The sequence below is a fragment of the Coleofasciculus sp. G1-WW12-02 genome, assembly GCF_040219735.1.
Classification (GTDB): Bacteria; Cyanobacteriota; Cyanobacteriia; order Cyanobacteriales; family Coleofasciculaceae; genus Coleofasciculus.
This window is the reverse complement of the sequence record NZ_JAVJRX010000152.1, coordinates 1-19,295: the sequence shown is the minus strand read 5'-3', so window position 1 is coordinate 19,295 and position 19,295 is coordinate 1. Positions and strand designations below refer to the sequence as shown.

General features: G+C 44.5%; 12 protein-coding genes. 8 read left to right on the top strand and 4 right to left on the bottom strand.

Features of this window, described 5'->3' with window-relative positions; genetic code table 11:
- Window positions 1-30: 30 nt before the first annotated feature.
- Window positions 31-447, bottom strand: a complete 417-nt coding sequence (locus tag RID09_RS24685) for a thiol-disulfide oxidoreductase DCC family protein (protein WP_446338561.1) — start codon at window positions 445-447, stop codon at window positions 31-33.
- A gap of 369 nt (window positions 448-816) precedes the next feature.
- Here RID09_RS24685 and RID09_RS24680 point away from each other — a divergent pair, with 369 nt between their 5' ends.
- A complete protein-coding gene (locus RID09_RS24680; protein WP_446338560.1) occupies window positions 817-1,668 on the top strand; it encodes a DUF2382 domain-containing protein in 852 nt (283 codons plus the stop codon).
- A gap of 127 nt (window positions 1,669-1,795) precedes the next feature.
- The gene (locus RID09_RS24675; RefSeq protein WP_446338559.1) at window positions 1,796-2,665 is read left to right on the top strand and encodes a DUF2382 domain-containing protein; all 870 of its coding nucleotides are present in this window, start codon (window positions 1,796-1,798) and stop codon (window positions 2,663-2,665) included.
- A gap of 55 nt (window positions 2,666-2,720) precedes the next feature.
- Here the strand turns inward: RID09_RS24675 and RID09_RS24670 are convergent, their stop codons facing one another.
- Window positions 2,721-3,587, bottom strand: a complete 867-nt coding sequence (locus RID09_RS24670) for an endonuclease/exonuclease/phosphatase family protein (protein ID WP_446338558.1) — start codon at window positions 3,585-3,587, stop codon at window positions 2,721-2,723.
- Window positions 3,588-3,840: 253 nt separating this feature from the next.
- Here RID09_RS24670 and RID09_RS24665 point away from each other — a divergent pair, with 253 nt between their 5' ends.
- Window positions 3,841-5,529, top strand: a complete 1,689-nt coding sequence (locus RID09_RS24665; protein WP_446338557.1) for a potassium channel family protein — start codon at window positions 3,841-3,843, stop codon at window positions 5,527-5,529.
- A 265-nt stretch (window positions 5,530-5,794) separates the two neighbouring features.
- Window positions 5,795-5,989 (top strand): hypothetical protein, encoded by a 195-nt coding sequence (locus tag RID09_RS24660; RefSeq protein WP_446338556.1) that lies wholly within the window; start codon window positions 5,795-5,797, stop codon window positions 5,987-5,989.
- 226 nt (window positions 5,990-6,215) lie between these two features.
- Here the strand turns inward: RID09_RS24660 and RID09_RS24655 are convergent, their stop codons facing one another.
- Both RID09_RS24655 and RID09_RS24650 read right to left on the bottom strand, forming a co-directional pair.
- Window positions 6,216-8,942, bottom strand: a complete 2,727-nt coding sequence (locus RID09_RS24655; RefSeq protein WP_446338555.1) for a right-handed parallel beta-helix repeat-containing protein — start codon at window positions 8,940-8,942, stop codon at window positions 6,216-6,218.
- Between the two features lie 304 nt (window positions 8,943-9,246).
- The gene (locus RID09_RS24650) at window positions 9,247-10,665 is read right to left on the bottom strand and encodes an amidohydrolase (RefSeq protein ID WP_446338554.1); all 1,419 of its coding nucleotides are present in this window, start codon (window positions 10,663-10,665) and stop codon (window positions 9,247-9,249) included.
- A gap of 234 nt (window positions 10,666-10,899) precedes the next feature.
- Here RID09_RS24650 and RID09_RS24645 point away from each other — a divergent pair, with 234 nt between their 5' ends.
- The 4 genes from RID09_RS24645 (at window position 10,900) to RID09_RS24630 (ending at window position 19,058) form a co-directional block, all read left to right on the top strand.
- Window positions 10,900-11,670, top strand: coding sequence for a cysteine hydrolase family protein (locus tag RID09_RS24645; RefSeq protein ID WP_446338569.1), 771 nt, complete (start codon window positions 10,900-10,902; stop codon window positions 11,668-11,670).
- Between the two features lie 123 nt (window positions 11,671-11,793).
- Window positions 11,794-12,246 (top strand): cupin domain-containing protein, encoded by a 453-nt coding sequence (locus tag RID09_RS24640; protein WP_446338553.1) that lies wholly within the window; start codon window positions 11,794-11,796, stop codon window positions 12,244-12,246.
- A gap of 299 nt (window positions 12,247-12,545) precedes the next feature.
- Window positions 12,546-14,192: a CocE/NonD family hydrolase gene (locus tag RID09_RS24635; RefSeq protein ID WP_446338552.1), complete on the top strand. Its 1,647-nt coding sequence runs from the start codon at window positions 12,546-12,548 to the stop codon at window positions 14,190-14,192.
- A gap of 723 nt (window positions 14,193-14,915) precedes the next feature.
- Window positions 14,916-19,058, top strand: a complete 4,143-nt coding sequence (locus tag RID09_RS24630; protein ID WP_446338551.1) for a response regulator — start codon at window positions 14,916-14,918, stop codon at window positions 19,056-19,058.
- Window positions 19,059-19,295 lie beyond the last annotated feature (237 nt).

The window sequence follows — 19,295 nt, the reverse complement described above, 5'->3', positions numbered from 1 at the left end:
GACTACGAACGGTGCGATCGCGTGAATCAATCAAGTCTGACAATTTTGCTTCCCCTGACATCCCACAGGATAAGCTGAGTTGTAGGTACTTGATCGCTTGCCAAACCAACTATACCGATTATCACGAATCTGTTCATAGCTGCGATCGCCCAGCCATTTCATTCCAGGCATTGCCCGATACGCTGAGACGAACACCTCTCCCATGGGCAACAGACGCCCAATTTCCTCCGCCGCCTCACTCCCTTGCCACCGACGTTCTGGGGACGCCCCATCGATGAGAATCATGCCCAGTTCACAGTCTTGGGGAGTAATGCCAAAGGTTTGACAGGCGGCTTCATCCTGCATGGGAATGTAGTCAAACTGCTGTCCTTGATCGAGATTTTCCAGAAGCTGCACTAACGTGACACAAAGATTGCAGTTGCCGTCGTAAATAACGTGATATCGCATAAAACAGGTTAATAGCACTAAATCTGAGTCATCTTTACTTACTATAACTATTTTTATCTATTCCTATAGGGGGATAAAAAAAATAACTGATAATGTTAAGTTGCGATTATTTAGCTATTCATTAGGTCAAACTCTCTATACTAAAGGAATAGTGTTAATTTTAAGAACTTTGGCTAGAATAAAGTCTGGAAATCAGCGCAAATATTCTAAATCAAAGGAAATCACGGTATCGTCGTCAAAATAATCACTAACCTCGTTTTCTTTACGTCTTTTGAGGGATTAAATAGAACTCTTTTGTGTTTAGTATGAAAGTAGGGTGCGAGAGTAAAACTCTCAATCACCAAGATGAAGAAACAAGGAGACTATTCTATGAATCTGATAAAGATAGACAAGTTTTACCCCAACTATAAAGAACAGATTTTCGGTGGCGATGACATTAAAGGATATGATGTCTACTCTGATCGAGAAGAGAAAATTGGTGAAGTTCAAGATGCTCTTCTTGATGAAACAGGTCGTTTCCGGTATCTAGTCATTGATACAGGATTCTGGATCTTTGGTAAAAAGGTCTTGTTACCTGTAGGTTATGCTCGGATGGATTATGATCGTCGCCGGGTTTATGTAATCGGTATGACAAAAGCGCAAGCCGAAAGCTTACCTGAATACCATGACAACATGACCATTGACTACGACTACGAAGAACGAGTCAGGAATGTCTACCGACCAATGGCGAACAGTCGCTCAACAGCATCAACAGCGGCTCAAGGGAGAACCTACAACCGCGACACCTACAGCTATGATCATGAGCCTCACCTCTACGCCACTACTGACCAGGATCATAAGAATCTAAAGCTGTATGAAGAAAAACTAATTGCTAACAAACACCGTTACAAGAGCGGTGAAGTTACCGTTGGTAAGCATGTAGAATCTGAAACGGCTCAGGTATCAGTTCCTGTAGAAAAAGAACGGGTCGTAATTGAGCGAAGCACTCCCTCAGAAGCCCGCGAAGTCCAACCAGGTACGGCTGATTTCCATGACGGTGAGGTTGCTCGTGTGGAAGTTCATGAAGAAAAAGCAGATATCAAAAAGAAAGCCTATGTGCGCGAAGAAGTTGGTATCAAGAAAGAAGTTGAGCGTGACACTGTAGATGCCAAAGAAACAGTTCGTCGCGAAGAATTAGAAGTCGATGTAGATGGCAATCCTGTTGTCAAAGGTCGTCGCTAGACTTCTGGAAAATCTTGAATCTCACCGATTTAACTAAGTAAGTTGGTGGACACGGGGGTGGGCATTGCTCACCCTGCGTTTAACAAGTTTGGCTAGGGTTACCAGAATTGAGTCGGAGTAGTCAACTATGAGCAAAAAAGAACCTACAAGTAGTTATACAAGTAAAAAAATTAAAAATTTATTAGACCAATTTAGAGAAAGGTTTACTTTCTTTATTGTCGTGAATCCAAAAGGTAAAGTATTAGGGCGGGTTGAAGATTTTTGGGTTGAAAAAAATCATCGGCTTTATATGGTGATCTCTGCTGGAGAGACAAACGCTGAATCCCCCTGTTTTCTCCTCAGTCGTCAGCAAATTCAGACAATTGACTCAGAAAATAGAAGAGTGATTGTTGATCTATCACCAGCAGAAGTTGAATACTTGCCTGTACATCATCGAAAAGTAAATCCTTCAGGGGACTTACCTGATTCGTCGGTAACAACTACAAGGGCTATGAATACTGAAAAGGCTATGGATTCGGAAGAAATATTGAATAGTGATCTCGAACAGTCTGATCAGACATCGGATCAGACATCAGAGATAGTCGAAGAAGACATGATTCGCTTACTAGAAGAACAATTAGTTGTCAACCGTACTAAGCACAAAGTCGGCGAAGTAGTCGTTCGCAAAGAAATTGAAACCCGTCTAGTAGAAGTCCCTGTGCGACGGGAAAAATTAATTGTTGAACAAGTTGGCGAAGAACCAAAACAATTGGCAGAAATTGATTTGGGGAAGGGGCAAGTTACAGGTGTTCCCGATACTGTAGAGATGCGTCCCCAGACAGCCACTACCGTCAAAGGTGAATTCGTCTCGCCTAAAGCAGCCAGTGATCTTTTAGCCGCGATCGCGCTGCAAGAGAATCACGGTTGTGTTAATGTGCATGTAGAGCTAGTAGTGGACAATCCAGAGCTTAAAGAAAGGTATCAAAACATGTTTGATCGCTGCCGTGGTAAGAAATAGAAGATCAAAATAGCTCGGATATTCTTCAATAAATAACTTTTTCTTTCCCGCCCCTTTAGTCTTTGTACTCTAAGTGACCAACTAAACCAAAATGGTCAGAGGGGAAAACAGAGGGGCAATCCGGGGAAAGGGGTGTCAATCCCAAGCGTTCAATGGATTGTGGCTGCCAACCTGGGGAATCAGAATGGAGTAAGATGCGGTCAAAGCGTACTTTTTTGTGTTTCTGTTTTTGCTGCAACCTCATTAAATTAATATCAGTATCTTCGGTATAGCCCGGTTCATCACCTCTGAGAACTGCCCACATATCTTGATAGCGAGGGTCGAGATTACGGTTCTCGTTTTCCCAGGATGAACAAAAATTAAAGTCTCCCATGAGTACAGCATGATCGGCGTGTTCTAATAGGGGAAAGATATCAGCAAGCTGTATGGCGCGGATGGAGGCAAACTTCTTTTTGCTTTCTAAATGAACCGTAGCAATATTAAAATGTTGTCCATTAATCTGCAATTGTGCACAGAGAAATTTGCGGCTCATTTGGCTGATAAGGTCACAGAAAAATAACCGATGGATGGGAAGCTTAGACAGCAAGAGAACGCCATAGGGATTTACGGTTTTCCCTGTGGTGTCGGAAAGATAGTAATTATTTCTGACCCAGTCTTGCTTTAAAATTAGTTTGAGAGAGGTTGGGGTGACCTCTTGCAACGCGATCGCGTCAGCGTCACAGTCTTGGATCAGCTTCAGTATAGCCTCATGGCGTTGTTGGCGATAATAGTCGGAAAACCAAATATTATAAGTTACCAGTGTTAGTTTACGGGTTTTAATATCATTAACACCATCGATTGATTTAGTCCAAGCTCGTTTTTCGGGATTGAACGTCTTGGGGTTGAGTTTTTGTAGGCTTAGAGGAATCTGAGGCTTAGTCATAAACTGCTTTCTATTTAATTAATTATTAGTCTAATAGTAAAGATTTCCTTTCGTCAATAAACCGTAGTTGCTGCTGATAACGGCTCAAAAAAAACCGTCCTATTTGAAGTATAAATGATAAACGAGGAACAGTTTTTTTCCTGTTCTCGCTAGTCTTGGTGTCTTCGGTTACAATGGTTGCCGTGAATCTATAGGAGAATAGTTGTTCAAAACACGACCAGACAAAAATCTGTCTGTGGATAAGGCTTGCTTTATGAAACCCCGAATCATCGTTTGTGGCTTGGGTCGCACTGGCTATCAAATTTTCTCACTATTAAAGCAACAGGGAGCATCTGTTGTCGGAATTAGCGATCGCTTAGTCCCTTGTAACTGTCAGGATCTGATTATCGGCGATTTTCGCTCAGCCGCCACCCTACTCGCCGCTGGGATTCAGGAGGCGCAAACCCTAGTCATCACGTCTAGCGATGATGCCTTGAATCTAGCCATTCTCACCCAAGCCCGAGTCCTCAATCCCCGGATTCGGATAATTAGTCGGCTATTTAACAGCAGCTTAGGCGATCGGTTAGATCAGATTCTGCCCAACCATGTCAGCCTCAGTGTCGCCGCATTAGCCGCCCCTGTGTTTGCTTTTGCCGCGATGGGGAATCAAGCGATTGGACAACTGCGATTATTTAATCAAACCTGGCCCATTCATGAAGAATATATCCATGAGTCTCATCCCTGGAACGGGCGTCGGTTGAATGAGTTGTGGGAAGATCGATCGCGGATGTTGATTTACTATCGACCCGTGAAAGGGCAGATGAATTTGGTTTCAGCCGTTGTGCAAGGGCGAACCTTACAACCGGGCGATCGCATAATCGTTGGCACTCAACCCAATATCCGCAGCCGTCGGGGTTCTTGGCTACGCCGACTGTTTAAAGTTCTCACCAACCTGCGACAGTTTCAGCACCATGGTCAACCCATTCTCGCTGGCACTTTCGCCCTACTCCTAACCATTTTTATCGCCACACTCACTTATGTTAGCGTTCAGTTGAATACCTCGATCGTTGACGCCCTTTATTTTTCCGTGGGTATGATTACTGGGGCTGGGGGAAAAGAAGAAGTGGCAGAATTTGCCCCCGACAGTATCAAAATTTTTACTGCCGTGATGATGTTAGTTGGGGCAGGTGTGATTGGGATTTGTTACGCCCTACTCAACGATTTTATTTTAGGCACTCGTTTTAGTCAATTTTTAGATGCAGCCCGTGTTCCCAGTCGCCATCATTATATTGTTTGTGGCTTGGGGGGTATTGGTATCCAGATTATTAATCAACTCCATAGTCATGGCTATGACGTGGTTGTCATTGAACCCGATACCCATAATCGATTTCTCGGTGTTGCCCGTTCCTTGGGAGTCCCCGTGATTATTGGTGATGCCAGTTTGGCGACCCATTTAAAAGCGGCTAATATCCATACAGCGGAAGCTTTATTAGCTGTAACCAGTAGCGACATGACTAATGTCGAGATTAGTTTAAGTGCCAAAGCTTTAACGCCAAATTTACCCATCGTTGTGCGAAATCATGACCCCCAATTTGCCCGAGGAGTGCAGCAAGTTTTTAATTTTGAGGTGGTACTCAGTCCCACAGAATTAGCCACACCTGCCTTTGCCGCAGCCGCTTTAGGTGGGCGTATTTTAGGGAATGGCATGACCGGAGATACCCTTTGGGTAGCGTTGGCAACAACGATTACTCTGAAGCATCCGTTCTGTGGACGCCGGGTGAAAGATTTAACCCTAGATATTGAGTTTGTTCCCCTCTATATTGAAACCAAAAATCAAAAGCTTCACGGTCGAGATTTATTGGACACAGCCTTAGCGGCAGGTGATGTTTTATACTTGACCATGCCAGCGTCACAATTAGAACAGTTGTGGCGAGTCACACCCTCTCAGTTGTTGGCGAGTTGAATCGGGGGAAGCTGGAGGGGCTCTTTTCACGACTATCTTTTCTGTTGCACAAGGGATGTGACTCAACCCGCCCCTGACTGATTACTTACGAACTCAATCTCATACACCCATTTAGGAGTGCCACACCACTCGGCAAGCCCCATGGCGTCAGCGCACTAATGCTTTAGATAGAGAGATAAATAAATCAAAATCCTATTTTAGGAAGAGGAACATTCTCTCTTAGTTTTTTATTATTGGTAATAACGTCGAAATTAAGAATGCAATTATGCCAGAAAAAGACATAACATCCCACGGTAAACAAACGACAACCGCCGCCGGAGCTAGAACAACGGGTATGGAGTCTACAGATCCCAAAGCTGATGAGCAAGAGTCCAAGAAAGATCCAGCAACCATTGCGGAAGCCGAAGGTGGAAATAAACATGTAGCAGGTGATCCTAATCAAGGGACTGAATCTCGCTAATATTCTTGCCGATTGGCTAGATTTTGAGACAGCCTAACTTAAATCAACATGGTAGAGACGTAGATGGCTACGTCTCTATAATTATTGAACTTATTAAGTATCCTACTAGCGCGGCAAACCTAATTCAGTGGATTGGAATTGTAGGGGCGCACCGGCGTGCGCCCAGAAAACCCGTAAACTCTATTCCCCAATTTTAGCCTTGCCACACTACTAACTTGCCACACTACTAAGGAACTGGACAATCACCTAGGGGCTCAACAGGTAGTTGTGGTATCAAAATGATTCCATTATTTGCTGTTGTATTGGCTTTGAATGTACTCTCAGGATCGGTGTAATTAAGTACAAAGCCATTCTCGCTGGTATTATTACTCAAATCTAAACAAATAGTCGATTCAGGATCAGGATCAATAATTTCCTCTCCTGTTTGTACTAAAAAACCATTGGGATTGCCAAAAGTACCAGGATTTCCTGTAAATATATTAAATCTGACACTTGCAAAAATTTCGGACTGATCCTCCGCTAATATAAGCACACCAAAACGAGCATTATCCATTACTGTATTTCTTTCCAGTAGTAACTGGAGCGTTGAGTTATTAAGTGTATCTATAAAAATGCCATCGGGTTCGGGAAAATCGAGTTCAATACCCTGAAAGCCATTCCTGTCAATTTGATTATCAGTGATTCTCAGTCTCGATGTAGCAAATTCTTGAATGCTCACACCGATACCATGATGACCATTATTCAATATCTCATTGTTGTCAATTGTGACTCCTAACTGGGATTCTCCTAACATCAATCCAGCAATCCCGATAGTTTCATTATCAGAAATCAGGTTATTTTGGATAATGACTTCCCCTTCAGCAGTCGTAGTAGATTGTACAGTCATTCCCCGCCTCTGATTTGTAGCCAGGGTATTTTCGGCAATCGTTACCATTCCACGGGAATCATCCAAGAACGTGAAAATAATCCCATCCAACTGGTTGTTCAAAATAGTGTTATTTGTAATATTAAATGTTCCCTGGGAATTATTCCTTAGCAATATGCTAAGTCCATGAAACTGATTGTCCGATAGCGTATTATCTACAATCGTAACGGTTTCATCGGAATCTGCAAATAATCCCATAATAATCCCGTCTTCTTGATTGCCACTAATTTCATTATTGGTAATAGTGACTATTCCCTTGGAATTATCTATTAGTGCCATAGAAATTCCATCAAATTGATTGCCTGAAATTTCATTGTTGATAATTGTGACGCTTGAATTAGAATTTCTGAATACCTCAGAGACAAGTCCGGCACTGCCATTGCGTTGAATTGTATTATTATTAATATTAAAACTAACATTGACTGCATTAGCTAATCTGAAACCAATGCCGTTAAGTTGATTATCCACAAGTATATTTTCAGAAAGTGTTATTGTACTGTCCTCAGTATTAAACAGAATAATACCCATTCCATCGCCTGTCGTATTGACAATCTGATTCCTGACCAGGTTTAGGTCAACCGAACCCGCCGTGTTAAAGATAAAAAATCCACTATTTTCAGAACCACCTGTCGTATCAATACTATTATCGGTAACGGTGACATTTCCCGTAGCTTCAAATAGTACTATACCATCTTGAGTGGAATTCGCGATCGCGTTCTCCCGAATCGTTACTGTATCAATCCCTATTCCCTCAATTCCAAACGTACCCGCATTGGGAATAAAAAACCCAGATAGGGTAGTTTGATTCCCCATTGTTACCGAAGCAGCAGCGCCTGGAGAAATCGTGGGGAGTACCCCCGCACCCGATAGGGGTAATTGCACGATTCCTCGTTCTACAGTATCCAGTTGCTGAATGGGACCCGTGGATAACACCTGTACTCGATCAGGAATAGTAAACGGCGGAATCCCTGGATTCGTTCCGGGTTGTACATAAACAATATCATTGCCATCGGACATCGTTTGAGTTAACCCGTTCTCAACCGTACCAAACGGATTTTCAAAGGTACCATCTCCCCCCATTTCGCCTAAACTAACATGCTGAAATACATAGGGTTCATCAGTTTCGGGATTCGTCGCTGGTACTTCTTGGAAATCATCTTGATGATCAATCACAATCGCATTTGTTCGCTGCACCGATTCTGCCAATCGTGCTACAACTTGATCATCTTCATCCCTTAGCCCTTGAGGACGACGTCCGGGGAATGTTGCACCCACTGTAAAAACTAAATTTGTGCCAAATAAATCATCATTTTGCAACGACAAACCCAGATTAAAATTATCTGAGGGACGCGCTTCCAATCTCACCCGCCATCCCCATATCTCTGAACTCTCTTGGGCATCATACCAATACAATCCCCCATACCCGCGCAGATCACCATCTGTACCAATTTGAGCAAGTTTTGCCCCAACTTCTGCATCAAAACCCGCCATAGCGGCTTCTTTATCTTGCCCCTGTTCTAAAATCAAGAAATTACGGCGAAAGAAACTATCTCGAACCCCAACATCACCGACTCCCTGGCGCCTATCTCCAATGGGTAAATACCCATTCACCCGAAAATCCCAAACATTGCCTAAACTTTCTATACCTAACCCCAGTTGGTTAAACGTATTGTGACCCGTATGGCGGTTATCATAACTCATATAACCGCCCCAAATGCGATGGGAATTGGCATTATAGGTACGATATCCCAGGGTGAGATTTCCTCCTAAATTGGCATCATCGTTATCTAGGAATAATCGCCCTTCCAGAAACGTCAGGTTCTCACCCGGACTTTGCAAAAGGGGGACAAATCCCTCTAGGCGGGTAAATCCATCAAATCCACCGCCGGAACTCGTATGTCCAATTCCTAAGCGGGGTGTAATTTTTAAGGGAGTCGCCGTTTCGGATGCCTCTGTCTGAGCTAGAATGGGTGGGCTAGAGATAGAAAGTAGAAGTACACTGATTAATCCCAGTTTTGTGTTATTCATAAGTTTGAAGGCAGAATTGAGGAGAGATATTCCAGTGAATGTCTGTAAAAGGGACAGAGAACAGAAGAGTCCCCCAATATTTTATAGGGTTATAGTATAATTTATATACTCTGACCTGATTTTATATCATATCCGTGTAAACCGTGATCCTATCGTTCCCGGTTGTTTCTCCCACCCTCTAAACTCTTCGCCCCAACAATAAAACTCCCTCTGCGTTACTCTGCGTTACCCTCTGCGTTACTCTGCGTTTAAAAAATATAATAATGGATCGGTAAAGCAAACATTTATGGCGAAGACAGCGCAACTACAAGCATTCTAAACCCATCACCTGACGATAATGCGCCTCAAACCGCTGAACTGTTTTAGACGGGCGACTACTCATCCACTGACTTTGCTCAAATAATTCCTTCCTTAATTCATCTACGTCAATACGGGTAACCTTTCCATCCGCAACCACTCGTTCTCCATTCACCCAAACCGTATCCACCACATTTGTCGGACGTCCTAACACCAGTGTGCCAATCGGCTCAGTACGCGGTAGTAGGGATAAATTGGTTAAATCATATAATACTAAATCAGCTTTTTTGCCAATTGTCAACGAACCCAACTCATCCGCTATATTCAGCCCCTTTGCCCCACCTAATGATGCCATCTTAATCGCCTGACGGGGGGTAATCCAATGGCGATACTCTAAATCCGTGGTATTGTGCAATAATGTACCAATTTTAATTGCTTCTAAGACATCCTGGGAATCATTACTCGCTGCACCATCACAGCCAAAGGTAACATTAACTCCCGCTTGACGGTATTTCAAAATTGGCGCAATCCCACTCCCCAAGCGCAAATTACTCAAGGGATTGTGAACCACCGTCGATCGCGTTTGGGCTAAAATTCCAATATCCGCATCATCTAACCAGACACAGTGCGCCAAAGACGTGCGCCGACTCAAATAGCCAATTTTTTGCAAATGTCTCACCGCACTACAGCCATATTTTTCTTGTGCTAGTTGCTGCTGTGCTTTTGTTTCCAACAGATGGGCGTGACGACATAAATTATCGCGATCGCTTAATTCAATGCAACCCTCAAACAGTTCATCTGAACAGAGTTGTATCCCCGTTGGCGCAACCAGAATATTGATTCCTGATTCAGGATGATGAAATCGCTGCACCACCTCCTGCATAAATGCCAGGATTTCCTCGGTTGAGTGATGATAATGATCATGTTCCCGTTTTACCTCCCCATCGGGAATCCCTTGCGACAGTGATTCATCTTGAATCAACGGACCAATAAATGCCCGAATCCCAATGTCTTGATACGCCCGAACCGCCGCCGCAACGGTTTCTATTTCTTTCCCTGGAATTAATACCAAATGATCAACAACCGTTGTCCCGCCAGACAGTAATGTTTCCACGGCTGTCCCCAACGCACTTAAATAAACCTGTTCCGGTTCTAACGGCGTAAACTCATAAAGTTGGGCAAGCCACAGTTCTAAAGGTAAGGGCGGAATCATACCCCGTTGCCACATCTCTGAGGAGTGAGTGTGGGCATTAATGAAACCGGGTAAAAGTAGTTTATTTTCGCCATCGACTGTATTATTGCTTTCCCCAGAATTAACAGAGGAATGAGGCACAATCGTGGCAATGCAATCTGCCTCAATTTGCACATCGACAGTTGTATAGTCCGGATCAATAGGGATTAAAACGTTTCCAATAGTAAAACTCACGGATAAAACTTGATAAATCAGTACTTTGTTCGTAGTAGGCACGAAGCGTGCCAGAAGCGAAGACAGCGCTTACTACACACTCTAAAGTCAGTGCCATTCACTTTAAGGGTGTGTCCCCTGGCGAAGCGCGATCGCATCAGTCATGCCTGAACGATAGCACCGTTCTATTCTGGCTTATGTCTGGTCAGCCGCGCAATCCTGAGTACAATTATTGACATGTCTATTATTACTGCCATGAATCAACCGTTACGGACATTAGGTGTAGCCCCGAATGCTTGGGGAGTGAATGATGCGATCGCGGATTTGACTCGCCCCTCCCTAACCCCTCACCCCATTACCCTCACCACAGAAACCAAAAGCCTACGCCTGGATTTAGTCAAATCTGCCATCCTTGTCATCGACATGCAAAATGACTTCTGTCATCCCGATGGATGGTTAGCCCATATTGGCGTAGACGTAACCCCCGCCCGAACCCCAATTGAACCCCTGACAACCTTGCTTCCCCAGTTACGAGATATTAATGTCCCTGTGATTTGGGTGAACTGGGGAAACCGTCCCGATCTACTCAATATTAGTGCTGGATCGCGCCATGTTTACAACCCCACAGGCGCAGGAATTGGACTCGGCGATCCTCTGCCCAAAAATGGGGCAAAAGTGTTAATAAAAGATAGTTGGGCAGCAGCAATTGTGGATGAATTAGACCACAAACCCGAAGATGTTTACATTGATAAATATCGTATGAGTGGCTTCTGGGACACTCCCTTAGACAGCATTTTACGCAATATGGGCAAAACTACACTTTTCTTTGCTGGTGTCAATATTGACCAATGTGTCATGGCAACATTACAGGATGCCAACTTTCTGGGGTATGATTGTGTTCTGCTCAAAGATTGTGCGGCAACAACGTCTCCTGATTACTGTTTTAAAGCCACAATTTACAATGTTAATCAATGTTTTGGTTTTACCAGCGATTCCCAATTACTTCTGAAAGCCTTAAAAGCTTAATAAAAAGGCGGAGGGGCAGAGGAGAAAAGGAAAATGGGGAAAGTTAGCAGCTATCAAAGGTTTGCATCAAAAACGAATGACGAATGACCAATGACGAATAACCAATTTTAGGAGAAACTACCCATGGAATCTCGTTGTATGATTCCCGTCATTAAATCCCCCAAGGACTACCAATCCTATCGCATCAGTCCCCAAGATAGTAACCGTTTAGCCATTATCTTCGACCCCGCGATCGCGGATGCATCATTGACCGTTTGTGTGGAGATTTTTGAGGAAGGTGGCAAAACTCCTCCCAATCGCCATCAAATTGCTGTAGAAATGTTTTTTATCCTCAAAGGGGAAGGAATTGCCCGTTGTGATGGCAAAAATGTGCCATTTCGGGCAGGAGATAGTTTATTAGTCCCACCAACGGGTATTCATGAAATTATAAATACAGGTTGTGGTCGTTTATATGCGTTATGCTTCATGGTTCCCAATGAGGATTTTGTCGAACTTATTCGCAGCGGTACACCTGTAGATTTGGATGAGGAAGATTTTCGAGTCTTGGGACGTACTGATGTGGTGGTTCCCTGTTAGGAAATAGGGAATATGAGGGAGATGAGAAAGATGGGGTGTAGGGGCGGGTTTTACAGATAACATTTAACGACATACTGATAACTTGACTAAACCCGCCCTTCTAGGGGAGATGGGTAAGACATAAGACATAAGACTTCACAAATTGACAATGGATAATGAACAATGGATAATGACCTCTCCTTAAAAGAAGAGGATTGAAATTAAGGAAAATCTTTTTTAATTTCTTCGTAAACGAAGAGGTCTTAGACCAAATTAATCAATTGTCAATTATCAATTATTAATTATCCATTGATAAAACAATGACAAAAATTCGTAAACAAACAGCATCAATGTTAACCCGCGATGGAATTCGTCTAGATGCTGATATTTACTATCCCGATACAGAGACAGACTTACCCGTACTACTGATGCGACAACCCTATGGAAGAGCGATCGCGTCTACTGTAGTCTATGCCCATCCCTCTTGGTATGCCGCCCAGGGGTATATTGTTGTGATTCAGGATGTGCGGGGACGGGGGACTTCAGGGGGAGAGTTTCGCCTATTTGTCCATGAGGTTGCTGATGGAATTGATACCGTTAATTGGGTGTCACAGTTACCGGGTAGCAATGGACAGGTGGGTATGTATGGCTTTTCCTATCAGGGGATGACTCAACTTTATGCCGCATCGGCACATCTGCCTGGATTAAAAACTATTTGTCCGGCAATGATGGCGTATGATTTATATGCAGATTGGGCGTATGAAAATGGGGCATTTTGTTTACACACCAATTTGGGATGGGCGGTACAGTTAGCCGCAGAAACTGCCCGGTTGAAAAATGATGCTATTGCCTATCAAATTCTCTATGCTGCATCTCGAAATTTGCCCTTTTATGACCTATCTCCCCGATTTACCGAGAGTTTAAATAAGTATGCGCCGAATTCCTTTTATGCTGAATGGCGAAACCATCCTGAACCCGGAGACTATTGGCAAAAACTCTCACCGAATCTAGACGGTGTGGACTTGCCGATGCTGCATATTGGTGGCTGGTTTGATCCGTATCTTCGGGGTAATCTGCGCCTCTATAAACAAATGGTAAGCCAGAGTCATTTTCCCCAGCATCTGATCATTGGACCTTGGGCACACCTGCCTTGGGGACGGAAAGTGGGGGCAAGAGATTATGGGGCAAATGCGCTAAGTTTTGTGGATACGTTACAAGTCCGTTGGTTTGACCAGTTTCTCAAGGGAATTGATACCGGATTGTTGAATAAACCGCCTGTCTATTTATTTGAAATGGGCAGTAATCAATGGCGTTATTTTGATACGTGGTTACAACGTAATCAGAAATCCTATTGTCTCGCCAGTACAGGTTTAGCCACTGTACGAGACGATTCAGGGACTCTCATCCCCCAATTGGAATCTTTTGACGAATTGCCCCTTCTATCTGCTGTAACTGATGTATTCGTTCATGATCCGTGGCGTCCCGTTCCGGCATTGGGAGGTCATGGGGCAATTCCGGCTGGGTCCTTTGATCGTTGTGCTATTGATAGTCGTACCGATGTTTTAACCTATACTTCAGCGCCGTTTACTGAAGATTTATGTCTAATGGGGGATGTAGCAGTAGAGGTTTTTTGCTATGCAGATAAACCGACTTTTGATCTCTGTGTCGTGTTATCTGAAGTGCTTCCGAATGGGATCGTTTATAATTTCACTCAGGGGTATGCGACTGTAAGTCTGGGTCAAGAGATAACACCTGTTAGAATCGAACTTCAGCCGACTTGTATGAAAATTGCCAAAGGAAATGCATTACGTCTAAGTCTAAGCGCCGCTTGTTTTCCCGCCTATCCAGTGAATCCGGGAACAGGTATATGCCCAGGGGAAATTCCCATGATGGATGCTCAGATCATTACAGTCTCAGTGAATTGTGGTGGAAACTTGACATCGAAAGTTTTATTGCCAATAGCTTAAATTTACTTTATAGAATTTAGCTGGATTGATTTGACAAAGAAAGGGCTGAAATAACCGAGCAGAAAGGATTTTAACATCCAACATCTAAAACTGGATTCACGGCTTCCTTCTTTTAAGCTTGAGAGATCATAAACACTCCAAAAATCCCGACTGATATTATACCGCATTAAATCAGAAGCGTGAGCAATAGTTTTGGATAAGGGTAGGCTCAAAATCGGATGGTAAAGATTATTGGGGACTATGTACAATGATAAAAGTTATCGATTTTTTTACTTTTTTGGTTTACTCTAATATCTATCAGACGAGAGCTGTCAAAAAGTCAAAACCCTGGTATCAAACCCGCACTCCTGTCGTTCTTGCGCTAGTAGTCCTGATGAATTTCCGATAAGGTCTGGAGATCAAATCAGTAGCCCCAGAGCGAAGGACTGAATTTATAATCGACAACGAGCATCCAACCTTATCGTGGCGAATTAACTGCTGACGACGAAAAGCGCTCGCCAAGCTCAGTAGCTAGCACTCAATGTCTAGCAGGGATGTGATACAAGGAAACTAGACACCTGTAAGAAGCATCGAGAAATTTCCCGGCTTCCCTATACTATCTCCAATTTGTTGAGAATCCTAGTCAACTGCTGATAGATGATGAAAATACCTCCTCCCAGGAGGTGTCAATTGATCCACCACTCCCACAATCTAAACCCAGTCCCGAATTTTGACGTTTGACCCATGATGAAAAAGCCACCCTTTTTTAAAATGCTCGCCAGAGACAGTAATCAGCAACTATCGGCACAGTTCCACAAATCTTGGCGTCCTCGTCATTTTCTGGTCTGGGTGGTAGTGGGTGTAACAACGGTGGCGATTGGTGCAGTAGCGACAGTCAGCTATTTGGGAGTGCGCCAGCTCATCTTGGAAAACATCAAGCAAAACGCGCTCAATTCCGTGCAAGCAGAAGCCAGTCAAATCGACCGATGGCTAGCCACCCTGAAGGCTGAAATCAGAACTATTGCCAATACCCCCACGGTACGTTCGATGGACTGGTTGCAGATTCAACCGTACTTGCAGATGGAAGTAACGCAAAGTCGGAATTTTACAGCATTTGCCATAACCGATGGCGATGGGAATTTTCAAACGACTGATAACGGTCAAGGGAATGTTAAAGATCGTAAACACTTCCAAAAAGCGATAGATGGACAAGTTAACGTCTCAGATCCGCTGCTTAGTCGGACAACCCAATTACCGGTGATTATCGTTGCTGCACCCATCAAAGCCATGCCACCTCAGCCGCCTCGACCGATTGGGGTAGTAACGGGCGCTATCGATATTGACCGGGTGGCTGAAGTTGTAGAAAGCATCTCCTATGGCAAGAAAAGCTATGCCTTTGCCTTAAACTCTCAGGGAGTGCCTATTGTCCATCCAGACCAAGAGACAATCGGAACACTCGACCAGCCAACTCCCAGCTTTATAGCATCCCCAGAACCTAATCTAGCCGCGATCGCTCGCCAGATGGTAGACAGAAAGCAAGAAATTCAAATGGCAAACCTGGCGGGGGAATCCGTCTATGTGGCTTATGTTCCGCTTCAAGAGGCTGATTGGTCAATTGCCTTAGTCATGAACGATGAAGAAATAGAGGGCGCTCTGTGGTCACTAAATTTGCTGGCGATTGTCATGGTCACTCTATTAGTCGTTGCCATTTTTTTCGTCAGACGACAGGTGAAACTCTTTGAGGAAACCCGGGCTAAAGCAGCCAAAGAAGCGCTGCTTAACCGCTTGACCAATCGCATCCATTCGTCCCTCGACTTAGACCAAACCTTACCCGCCACTCTAGAAGAACTGACGGCGCTGCTCGGTTTAGAGCGAGTTATTTTGGGTTGGTTGCTAGACGAACAGACGTTGACGATTGCCTACGAATACACCCAGGGCAGTTTGTCTGGCAATGGCAGACAGCTAACGATGAATCCTCCAGGTAAGTTGGGGACTCAATTACGACAGGGTGAGACGGTAGAATTAACCCTTTCCACCATTAGCGATGAATCCGATGATTCTGATGTAGGCACACAAGAGGATAATCATCTCTCCACCCATCCTCCTATCCCTGTGACTTCCCCTCAAACCTATACCCTGCAAAAAGGTCACTATTTAGTCGTTCCCATCCATCCTCAAACCGGTGCAAGAGGTTATTTAATCTGTATCCACCCCACAGCTTGGTCTTTGAGTTCCAGCGACATCGAACTATTAGAAGCGATTTCTAAACAAATTGCCAGTGCTTGCACCCAGTCTCATCTGTACGCTAAAACCCAAGACCAAATCCAACTCCTAGACAGCACCTTAAACTCATTAGACCGAGAGCGCCGACAACTGCAACAAGTCATTGCCAGTGCGCCCATGGCAATGGCGATGTTTGACAGAGAAATGCGCTATATGGCTCATTCCCAAAAGTGGCTCATGGTGCAAGGGATTGAGGAGCAGTCCATCATTGGTTGCAGCCACTACGAAGTGATCCCAGACATACCGGAACAGTGGAAACAGATTTATCAACGGGCGCTTAAAGGACAAGTCATTACTAACCCAGAAGATATCTGGGAACGTAGCGATGGTTCTATCGTTTATATGCGCTGGGCAATTAACCCCTGGTATACTCCTGATGGTCAGGTTGGTGGGATTGTCATTGCCGCCGACCCAATTAACGAGTTAGTCGAAGCCAGAGAAGCGGCACTGGAAGCGGCACGGTTTAAGTCAAAGTTTCTGGCAAACATGAGTCATGAAATTCGTACCCCCATGAATGGCGTCTTGGGTATGGTGGGACTCCTGTTACAGACTCAACTCACGCCCCGACAGCGAGACTATGCCCAAACCATTCGCCGTAGTGCTGACCATTTACTGACAATCATCAACGATATCCTGGATTTCTCCAAACTAGAAGCTGGAGAAATGGAACTCGAAACCATTGAGTTTGACTTGGATGGCTGTATCGAATCGGTTATTGATGTGCTAGCCACTCAAGCCGAAGCTAAACACCTAGAACTGGCAACCTTAGTTGACCGCCAAGTCCCCCGAAAACTCAAAGGTGATCCGGCTAGACTACGGCAGGTTTTGTTAAATCTGACCAACAATGCCCTCAAATTTACACCCCAAGGGGAAGTGGTTATCCATGTCACCTTAGAAATTGCTACCTCCAAAAATGCCACGCTTCACTTTGAGGTGTCGGATACGGGAGTCGGCATTTCCCCTGAAGGGCAAGAAAAACTATTCCAATCCTTTTCCCAAGTCGATAGTTCCACCACCCGTCAATATGGTGGGACAGGCTTAGGACTAGCTATCTGCAAACAGTTGGTAGACTTGATGGGCGGCGAAATTGGCGTCAAAAGTAAGCTGGGTAAGGGTTCCACGTTCTGGTTTACGGCAAAATTTGATAAACAAGCACTCTCGGAACCCCCCAGCACTCCCTTTGCCCTCACTCATCTGAAACTGTTAGTCGTTTCCGAAAGTCGCACCACCCGCCAATCGGTGCGTTACTTAGTTAATACCTGGGGAATGGGGATTGATGAAGCCAACACAGCCGAACTGTCTCTAGATGCCCTGCGCCAAGCCGCTGCCGTTAACCAGCCTTATGATGTTGTGATCTGTGATTGGCAACTTCCCCAAGTCGAGGATGGGTCGCTCATTCAAACCATTCGCTCTGACCCAGCGTTGAGCCAAACGAAAGCCGTCGTTATGACCCCGATGAATCAACGGGATCAAGTCGAAGAATTATTGTCTGTGGGAGCGGCTAGTTATTTGCTCAAGCCGGTGAGAGCCTCACGGCTATTTGATAGTTTAATGGCGGCTGTAGCGCCCGAAATGATGAAAGAACAGCAGAAGGAAGAATTAGCCCAAAATACAGCGACTGGAGACTTAACTCACAGACGACCTGCGACTCCTCTGAATATCCTCTTAGCTGAAGATCACCCCATCAATCAACAAGTTATTATCAATCAGTTACAAATTTTGGGTTATGATGCCGACTGTGCTGCCAACGGTCAAATCGTCCTGGAATTAGTCGAGGAAAAATCATACGATGTCATTCTCATGGACTGTCAGATGCCTGTTATGGATGGCTACGCTGCTACAACCAAATTGATTGAGCGCTACGGTCGTCATCATCCAGTTATTATTGCTCTAACTGCTCATGCGTTTCCCGAAGACCGAGAACGATGCTCGGCAGTCGGTATGGATGACTATATTAGTAAACCCGTCGATGAGCAACTGTTGAGCGAAAGGTTAGAGTATTGGGCAACCCAGATTAACAAAAATCGTGACGGACAGGGAGATCAGAAGATGGAGAAACACACAGACACAGAAGACAAGGGAAATGGGGAGTTAACTCAAAACTATGTCATCGAGGATCGCGAAGGATTAGTCAGCGCCAGTTCTGAACAAATGTTATCGTCAACAGCGAAACGAAATGGGCTAAACTCTTCCCTACTTGCCTCAAACTCAACACTCAACACTCAACACTCAACACTTCCCCAATCCCCAATTAACTGGGAACACCTTGATCGTGTCACCCTCGGTAAAAAATCGGCTCAAGAACGACTATTGCAAGCTTTTATCGAACATGCTGAAGCAGATCTAAAGGATATCCAAACCGGAGTTACCGCCGAAGATTATGAACAAATCTATGCAAAAGCCCATCGGCTGAGAGGATCGAGTGCCAATTTAGGTATGGAGGCGATCGCAGAATTAGCCGCCCAAGTCGAAAACCTTGGACGTGCGGGTTCTCTAGCCGCTATCAAAGAAAATGTTGGCGAGTTAGAACGACAACTGGCTGCGGTTTGCGAATATATCCGCAATATGGGTAAGCAACCCCGGTCTAAAGACGCGGGGCTTTAGCCAAGTAAGTTGAAGCCGTGCTTACCAGCCTAAGACTTTATTGTCTACGTTATCGGCAAGTGTTCAAAACCTACCAGTGGATGCGTAGCTAGTTCACTGCTCTAGAACCGAAAAGTTAAACAGTTTTAAGGTCACTGAAACAGTGCTTTTTGGATAGTTACCGACCGATAACATTGGCGAAGCTAACGTTACTGAAAAGGAGAGACACAACAATGTCTAAACAACCCAATTACGTTT